This is a genomic window from Streptomyces colonosanans, assembly GCF_001866645.1.
GTDB lineage: Bacteria > Actinomycetota > Actinomycetes > Streptomycetales > Streptomycetaceae > Streptomyces > Streptomyces colonosanans.
Window position 1 is genome coordinate 20,010 of record NZ_MLYP01000105.1, and the last position, 8,048, is coordinate 28,057.

The window sequence follows — 8,048 nt, forward strand, 5'->3', positions numbered from 1 at the left end:
TCGTGACCGTCAACACTGTCACCTTGATCACTCGTTGGTGTTGGTGGTGCGAGCCCGCCGCACAGTGACCTCTCGATACGCCCGAGCTGTCTGAGCTCCCGCATAGACCGAGGCCCGTGGGGTGAGCTGGTGCCACGAACGGCTACTGAGGTGGCGGACCGGCCTTCGTGCCGAGTCCTGGGATTAGGTCGCTGCGTGGCCCGCATGTGCTCGTGACCAGTACGAACATCTGCGCCATGGGGAGGAACATCGTGATCTACTGCGGCATCGACTGGGCCGAGCGCACACATGACGTCGCTCTGGTCGACGACAGCGGCCAGTTACTGGCCAAGCGCCACATCACCGACGACGCCGCGGGCTACAAGATCCTGCTGGACCTGCTCGTCGAGTACGGCGACACGGAGGAGAACCCGATCCCGGTCGCAATCGAAACCTCCCGCGGCCTGCTCGTGGCGGTCCTGCGAACCGGCAAGCGCCAGGTGTTCGCGATCAACCCGATGGCCGCCGCCCGCTACCGCGACCGCCATTCGGTCTCGCGCAAGAAGTCCGACCCCGGCGACGCCCTGGTACTCGCGAACATCCTGCGCACCGACATGCACGCCCACCGGCCGCTGCCAGGCGACAGCAACCTCGGCCGGGCCATCGCCGTCCTCGCCCGCGCTCAGCAGGACTCCTTGTGGAACCGCCAACAGCTGTCCAACCAGCTCCGCTCGCTGCTACGGGAGTACTACCCGTCCGCCCTGGCAGCCTTCGAGCCCTGGCGCAACGGCCTGTGCCGGCCGGAGGCCCGAGAGCTCCTCAAGGCGGCCCCGACACCGACCCGGGCCGCGAGGCTGACCCGCACCCAGCTGGAAGCCGCGCTCAAACGGGCTGGCCGCAAGCGAGGCATCGCGGCCGAGGCCGAACGACTCCGTGACGTCTTCCGCTCCGAATGGGCCCACCAACCGCCGCTGGTTGAGGACGCGCTGGGCAAGCAAATGCTCGCGCTCCTACTCCAGTTGGAGGCGGCCTGCACCGCCGCCGACGATCTCGCCGCAGCGGTCGAAGAGGCTTTCCCTCAGCACCCGGACGCTGAGATCATCCTCAGCTTCCCCGGCCTCGGCGTCCAGCTCGGCGCCCGGGTGCTCGCCGAGATCGGAGACGACCGGACCCGCTTCGCGGACGCCCGCGGCCTGAAGGCATACGCCGGCGCCTCGCCCATCACCAGAGCATCCGGCAAGAAGTCGAGCATTACCCGCAGGTGGGTGAAGAACGACCGGCTCAACCATGCCGGCTATCTCTGGGCCTTCGCCTCCATCACCGCCTCGCCCGGCGCCAAGGCCCACTATCGAAGGCGCCGAGACGACCACGGAGACTGGCACGCTGCCGCCCAAAGGAACCTCTTCAACCGCATGATCGGGCAGCTCTACCACTGCCTCCAGCACGGCTGCCGCTTCGACGAGGCCGTGGCCTTTCCCGCCCCGGTCTCTGCGGTCGCGCAGGTGGCCTGAACGCGGAATGTTCACACGACTCCGGCGGCCTGCCGAAGCTTCGCCTGACCGGCAGCGCTGATCAGGCCCTCCGGCAGTGTCGCCACCACACTCGCGTGTTCCGCGAACACAGCCCTGCACTGCTCACGCTCAGGATGATCGCTGTCTCTGCCGAACCACAGCACCATGGCCTCGTTGCTGACCTCGATCGGCTCGGAGAATTCGGCGACCGTGATCAGACGACCCAGCAGTCCGGATCGCTCAGGAACCTGCGGGTCGCCTACGAGACGAAGCAGAAAAGGCAGGACTTCCGGCACGGCCGTGTTCATCTCGGCGATGCTGAACATGGTGTTGGTGAGCACTCGCTGTGCCTCGGCCGCGGCGGCCTGGTCGAGGAGGGCATGCAGCAGTACCGGGATCGCAGCGGGACATCCGGGAAACTCTGACCAGCGGACCTCCTCACAGCCCTGGAGGGCAGGATGCCAACGGCCAGCATCAACTGACCTCGGGTACTCGTCGAGAAATCGAGCGATCGCCGCCTCCTTGGCGGCCAGGTCCATCCTGCACACCTGTCTGTCCCCCAGCCCCCGCCATGAGCCCCGATTTCCACGTCAACTGCACTCTTGCGCGACCGGAGATGCGCACGCAAGCCAAGACGACGAGCCGATCTTGTTCGATTTCCCAGGCGCGCACAGCTGCTCGGGTTGACGAGTTAGGCGCCTGAGGTGTCTGCTTCGCGACCAACACACAAAGCGGCCAGCTCGCCGACCTGGAACTGCGCCCCGCCGCCGGGCCCGCTGCGAGGACCGCATCCGAAACGCCCGCGACACCGTCCTGCGCAACCTGCCCCTGCACGACACCGCGCAGAACCAGATCTGGCTGGAGATCGTCCAGATCGCACTCGACCTCCTCGCCTGGATGCCGATGCTCGCCCTGACCGCAGAAACCCGCCGCTGGGAACCCAAACGGCTTCGCCTGCGGCTGTTCTCCGCCGCCGCCCAGCTGGTCACCACCGGCCGCCGCCCCTGGCTCCGCTTCACCACCCGATGGCCCTGGACGGATGTGATCACCGGGCAATCGACCGCCTCAATGCCTTGCCGAGTCCCGGCTGACCAGCCACACCGACCGCCCCAACGATCCGCACCACCGCACCGGGAAAGTGGAACCCGGCGCCCACCCGACGCGACAGCCGGACCGTCAACCTGCCCCAACCCCGAAAAGACCGCACCTCGCAAACACAGAGTCCCCGTCAGCACCCCGACGAGGACTCATGAACGATCGAGGTTAGGTTCAAGTTCCTCAACCGGGGCGGGCTCAGCCCTCACTGGCTTGGGGAATGCGATGCCGTGCTTCCGGAGATCGTCGCCCCCGATCCGAGTGAGGTGGCCTGGCACGGGTGGCTGACCGAGTCCGAGCTGCGGCGGACTCTGCAGCAGTGGACCTTCACTCCTGATAGCCAGGAGATTTTCGATCGGTATCTCGCCTATCGTGTTGACCCGGCGCCTTCGTAGAAACGGTGCTCATGAGCTGAGTCAGAGGGACGAAGGTGCTGGTCGTTCCGAGGTCCCTCGGGGTTGGGCCGGCGGGGTGGGGGTGTCCGCGAGGCGTTCGGCCAGAGGGCCGGCCCTGGACCTTCGGCAGCGCCGGCTGGGGCGAGGCATGCCTTTCGGGCCGGGCACTGAAGGCGGGAGCGACGCTGTCGAGAACGTCGGCGCGAAGGCAATGGCGTCGAGCGGGTTGTCGGCCACGGCTCTGGCCAGCTGTGAGGCGGCCAGAGGTGCGGATGCGACGACCTCACTGAGCGTCTCCAGTGAGGAACGGCTGCCGGGGACGGCCGTGTACTGGCTGCCGTCGAGCATCGACAGGCGAACCAGGGCGCGCCCGGTCAGCTCATGGATCGCGAGGATCCTGGGGCCGAGCTGCTGTAGCAGCTCGCTGCCTGGCTGGGCGTCCCCGGCGGTGACGGCGGCGTGCAGGGCGGCGAAGTCGTCGCCGAGCTTGCGGAGATGGTCGATCTGCGTGGGCAGGTCGATCTGGCGGATGGCGATGGAGGGGATCCGGTGAATAGGCGTCAGCGTCTGTGTCTCCGTGCTGGGATCGCAGCCGGGCCGGTGGGGACGGTGGCGTGGCGTGCGGTGACGGGGATCGCCGCTGGGGTCGGGATGCCAAGGCCGACGCGGACGCCGAGCCCATGGGCGTAGGCGTGTGATTCCACACCCACAACGGCGTCGAGTAGGCCGCGCTCGTCCAGCCCAGCCGGGGGACGGTGTGAGAACCCGTCGGCAGAAGGGGTGAAGCCGTGCTGCTCCAGCAGCGATCGGGTTGCGGCGGTCTTGGCGGTCGCGGTGACGATGCCGTCGCTGAACTGGACGCGCAGGTCGGGTTCAGGTGGCGGGCCTTGCGGGCTCCAGCGTGTTGTCCAGGAGAGGTCGACGAGGTCGTGGGTGTGTTCCAGCAGCCCGTACATCGCTTGACCGGCTCGCTCGTGCGCCTCCTGGGGTGTTCCCGGCGGCAGCAGGTAGACGGTGCGTCCGTGATGGTCGCGGGCGGTGAACCCGGCGTCGGTCAGCAAGCGGCCGGCGCCGGGCCGCCGGCGGTTGAGGACGACGAAGGTGTATCCGTCGTCGGTGGACCCGATGAAGACGTCGTGGTGGTCCGTGAGGGCCATGGCGGCTCCAGTGAGGTGGTGGGGGGACTGATCAGGCCGCGGGGCCGAAGTCGTCCTGCGCGGGGGCGTGTTTGGCAACGGCGCGGGTGGTGATCGCCTTGGAGGCGCGGGCGGAGGCCGCGGACAACTCGTCGGAGCCGGGCTCCAGGTACCAGGGGCGCAGGTCGAGCATCGCGGCGCGCATGCCGGTGGCGAAGCACAAAGCGGTGCCCTTGGGTAGGGCTCGGATGGCGTCCGCGGCCAGGATGCGTTCCTGTCGCATGGACACGGACGTGGACTTGCCGGACTCGGAATGGGAGGTGGAGGTGGTCTCGACGTCGTGGTCGCCGATCAGCCGGGACAGCTTGTCGGCGAAGTCCGGGTCGTCGATTCCGGAACCGATGACCTTGATGGTGGAGGCGGACCACATGGCGTCCATGCCCGCGTCGCCCCAGACCTTCTGGCCCTGGCGGTAGGACTGCAGGATCGTGATCGGGATGATCCCGCGCGAGCCCAAGTGGCTGTACAGGTCCGGCAGATCCGAGATCTTGCAGACGTTGGCGGCCTCGTCGAGGATCGCGAGCATCGGCGGGTCGAGCCGCCCGCCGGCGCGCTCGGCCTGTGCGGTCGCGGCCCGCATCACGGAGTCCGCGCACGCTGCGATCAGGGCGCTCGCTCCGCCTCCGCCGTCCTTCGACAGGAGGTAGAGCGTGTCGGCGGAGGTGACGAACTCGGCTGGCTTGAACTCGGGGACGCCCTTTTGCGGGGTGACCCACGCTGCGATCTCGGAGTTGAGCAGGGCGGCGGCGTACTGGCGGGCGGTCTCGTAGATGCCGTCGCGGGTCTCGGGTGGGCCTTCGACGGTGCCCTTGAGCTGGGCGGCGACGGCGGTGAAGCCGTGGTCGCGAAGGATGTCCAACGGGGTGCGGTCGGCGGGGAACGCGAGCCACTGCATGACGTCGGTGATGGGCCGGTCATCGAGCGCGGCGGCGAGGAAGAGCTGGGAGAGGATGTTGGATCCGGCCTTGGACCAGAAATCGCCCTGCTGGGAGGCGTCCACCGAGGCGGCGAGGAAGTGCCCGGCCAAGCGGCCGGCACCGTCCAGCGTCTTGGCGTCCGCGAGAGGGTTCCACCACATCTCGCGGGCCGCGTGGGCGATCTGCTGCGGGTCCATCGACCACACCCGCCCCACCGTGGAACGGGCGTCGATCGTCGCGGTGTAGGCATCGCCGGCCGCCTTGTTCGAGGTCAGCAGGACCGGACCAGGCGCGTTGAGGATCGAAGGGATCGCCAGCGACGTGGTCTTGCCGGAGCGCGGAGCCATGATCGCGACGGCGACATCCTCGTATCCCATCCGGACCTCATGCCTCGTTCCTTGGATGTTGCCCAGGAGGACGCCGGTGTCCTTGGGGTCGATGCGCTTGGCGTTCTTCAGACTCGGGCGCAGCGAGCGGGCCTTGTCGGTGATCGCCTTGGCCATCAAGGGCTCGATATCCCGGGCCTTGGCCATCCCGACGATCTTCTTCTTCCGGCCACCGCCGCTGCTCTTGTGCCGGATCCACAACAGGCCGACAGCGGCGCCGAGGGCGAGGAGGGCGGCGACGGGCACGATGCGCGCACCAATCAGCAGCGATGCTTCCCCGGCCTGCGGCCAGAGCTGGGCGGGGTGGAGGAGAGCGGTGGTCGGCTGGTATGGCGCCCAGACGTGTCCGGTGAGATAGGAGGTGACGTTGCCGGACAGCCAGGCGAGATGGGACAGGGGAACGAAGACGGCGAGGACTCCCAGCAGAAGCCGGAAGACGATGTCGTAGCCGTCGGTGCTGTTGGAGGCGTTTCCGGGCAGGGGGCAGTTCCAGTGGTGTGGTAGCGGGGGAGACCGAAGTCAGCGGGTGCGGCCCGGATAGGGGCGCTGCGAGATTTCCGGGGGCGGCACCGACTGAGGAGCGCGTCGAGCGGCGAGTGCGCGGACGCGGCTCCGACATGGCGGATGCGATTTCGGGTGCGTGCACTGCCAGTTGTGTACGGGTGACGAGGTTGGGGTTGAGGATGGGGACGCGGCGCGGGCTGTCGGTGCGGGACTTGGTCACCTTCTAACCGAAGTCGTCCGGCCTGGCGCGGATATCGCTTTCGTGGTGGGTGGTGGTGCTAGGGGCGAAGGCGCATATCGGGCTGCGGTGCTGATGTCACTAATGACGTGGCCGTGGATGGCCCAGTCATCGAGGTAGCTCCAGCACTCGGCGTGATACTCGGCGAGGGCGTCATCGAAGGCGGGAGTACCTAGCTTCGCGTCACCGGGGAAGCTTTCGCGGGTACGCAGCCATTCCTCATGCAGGGCCTCGAGCTGGTCGAGGGCCGCGTGCAGGACGCCGAGCTGGTAGACCCAGCGGGTCTGCGCCCTGTCGGCAGGCACGAGGGCCAGCTGTGTGTCGGCCGTGGCCAGCAGGAGGCGTGCACCGTCGCGAACGGTGTCGAACGCCTCAGCGGTCTCGGCATCGCGCTGGCTCTGACGTAGCCCGTAGGCGTGTTCGTCGTGTGGCCAGCCGTCGAGGTCGGAGTGCTCGTCGGAGTAGGCGTCCCAGGCGTCGAGGATCTTCTTGCTGTCGCGGATGTAGCGGTCGAGGGAGCGCAGGAACTGGCGTTGAACACGCGCGACGTAGGAGATAGGGGCGTCCTTTCCGCGGTCAGCGGCGTGCGGCCGGTCGGGCGGTGCTGGATGTTGCTGGGGTGGTCGTGGGCTTGCTTTGCTGCCGGCGGGCGGTGCGTGCCCGTGCGCGGATCATGTTGAGGCGGGTCTTGTGCGCCTCGACCACTTGCTCCGGCCGGAGCGGGCTGGGCTCCTTTGTGACGCTGTGGTGGGCGGTGCGGTCGTACATGCCGCGCTGCAGCGGGGCGGGGTCGGCGAGCGCGGCGACGAAGGCATTGACCAGATGCTGGGGCGTGCGGGGATCGAATCTGGCGTGCCACAGGCGCGGGCTATGGCGACCACGGTCGGGATCGCGCACCTCCACGTGCCAGAACGCCAGGGAGTCCTCGTGCAGCTCGGCGCGTTGTTCGACGCGGCATGCCGCATCAGGTGAACTGGCCACTCCACGGGCGTTGATGAGCCACCCTGCGGAGCCCAGTACGTCCAGAGGACCGATGTGCCCGGTTACTGAAGGGGCGACGAGGGCGTCGGCCAGGCCGCCGAGGACCTCGGCGGGCACGAGTTCACCAAACTCGGCGTACCAGCCGGGCTCGGTATCGGTGGGCTCAGCCCGCAGCTGCCACCAGGCAGACAAGCCTGACGTCGGGACAAAGGAGAGCCGGTAGCGGTGGTCCGGGCTGGCGAGCACCATCTCGGGACTGAGCGGATCAGAGGCCCGTTTCCATCCGGCGGCGGCCAAGCCGTGGGTGACGTGGCGAGCATCGCCGGGGCCGGCGAGGTGACGCGGGCCGGTATCGAACGGAATCTGCCAGGCGTGCTTCTCGGCAAAGGCATTGACCTGCTGGTCGCTCACCGGCACGAACCGCACCCCGGGTCGCTTGGCGCCGTGCGCGTATACAGGGCCCGGAGGTCGTCGAGGACGTAATGGAGCATGTACTGGTCGGTCTGTTCCCAGGCCGCGGCACGCAACCTCTCTACCAGCGGCTGGACTTCATGAGCAGCCACGGTGTCAGGTCGGTGCTCCAGCAGAGTGCGGGCGAGGGCGCGCAGGGTGTCGGCGAGCTGGATGGGGATCCCGGTGTACTCGTCGAGCAGCGGCTCGACGAGAGCGAGCGCGTCGGCGGGGTCCGGTTCCTCGCGCAGGTATTCGGTGAGGCGGGTCAGGGTCTCGGTGGCTGCGTGGATGGCGTCCGGGGTGAGGTCGGGCACAGGGCTCCTTGGATTTCGGGGTCAGCGGCGGGTACGGAAGGCGCCGGATGCGGCGTGGGGGCGGGGTGTGGTGCGGGGG

At 68.3% G+C, this 8,048-nt stretch carries 7 protein-coding genes and 1 pseudogene; 3 read left to right on the top strand and 5 right to left on the bottom strand.

The window, feature by feature from the left end; all coding sequences use genetic code 11:
• Positions 1-236 precede the first annotated feature (236 nt).
• Positions 237-1,490, top strand: a complete 1,254-nt coding sequence (locus tag BIV24_RS29615; RefSeq protein WP_071369557.1) for an IS110 family RNA-guided transposase — start codon at positions 237-239, stop codon at positions 1,488-1,490.
• An 11-nt stretch (positions 1,491-1,501) separates the two neighbouring features.
• Here the strand turns inward: BIV24_RS29615 and BIV24_RS29620 are convergent, their stop codons facing one another.
• The gene (locus BIV24_RS29620; RefSeq protein WP_079168639.1) at positions 1,502-2,029 is read right to left on the bottom strand and encodes a hypothetical protein; all 528 of its coding nucleotides are present in this window, start codon (positions 2,027-2,029) and stop codon (positions 1,502-1,504) included.
• 173 nt (positions 2,030-2,202) lie between these two features.
• On the opposite strand from BIV24_RS29620, the pseudogene BIV24_RS32780 reads away from it, so the two are divergent.
• Positions 2,203-2,581, top strand: a pseudogene (locus BIV24_RS32780) (transposase); the annotation flags it as partial.
• Positions 2,582-3,540: 959 nt separating this feature from the next.
• On the opposite strand, the gene BIV24_RS29635 reads toward BIV24_RS32780, so the two are convergent.
• Positions 3,541-4,137, bottom strand: a complete 597-nt coding sequence (locus BIV24_RS29635; protein WP_071369552.1) for a hypothetical protein — start codon at positions 4,135-4,137, stop codon at positions 3,541-3,543.
• A gap of 31 nt (positions 4,138-4,168) precedes the next feature.
• A complete protein-coding gene (locus BIV24_RS29640) occupies positions 4,169-5,959 on the bottom strand; it encodes a type IV secretory system conjugative DNA transfer family protein (protein WP_071369553.1) in 1,791 nt (596 codons plus the stop codon).
• 483 nt (positions 5,960-6,442) lie between these two features.
• On the opposite strand from BIV24_RS29640, the gene BIV24_RS34705 reads away from it, so the two are divergent.
• The gene (locus BIV24_RS34705; protein WP_071369554.1) at positions 6,443-6,628 is read left to right on the top strand and encodes a hypothetical protein; all 186 of its coding nucleotides are present in this window, start codon (positions 6,443-6,445) and stop codon (positions 6,626-6,628) included.
• Positions 6,629-6,797: 169 nt separating this feature from the next.
• Here BIV24_RS34705 and BIV24_RS29650 read toward each other — a convergent pair whose 3' ends face one another.
• A complete protein-coding gene (locus BIV24_RS29650; protein ID WP_342745294.1) occupies positions 6,798-7,613 on the bottom strand; it encodes an SPDY domain-containing protein in 816 nt (271 codons plus the stop codon).
• The gene (locus tag BIV24_RS29655) at positions 7,610-7,969 is read right to left on the bottom strand and encodes a hypothetical protein (RefSeq protein WP_071369555.1); all 360 of its coding nucleotides are present in this window, start codon (positions 7,967-7,969) and stop codon (positions 7,610-7,612) included. Before BIV24_RS29655 ends, BIV24_RS29650 begins: the two co-directional genes overlap by 4 nt.
• Between the last annotated feature and the right edge of the window lie 79 nt (positions 7,970-8,048).

Excerpts from the sequence above, each read along its gene's own strand:
- BIV24_RS29620 (WP_079168639.1), bottom strand. The coding sequence starts at position 2,029 with ATGGACCTGGCCGCCAAGGAGGCGGCGATCGCTCGATTTCTCGACGAG.
- BIV24_RS29615 (WP_071369557.1), top strand. The coding sequence starts at position 237 with ATGGGGAGGAACATCGTGATCTACTGCGGCATCGACTGGGCCGAGCGC.
- BIV24_RS34705 (WP_071369554.1), top strand. The coding sequence starts at position 6,443 with ATGCAGGGCCTCGAGCTGGTCGAGGGCCGCGTGCAGGACGCCGAGCTG.
- BIV24_RS29635 (WP_071369552.1), bottom strand. The coding sequence starts at position 4,137 with ATGGCCCTCACGGACCACCACGACGTCTTCATCGGGTCCACCGACGAC.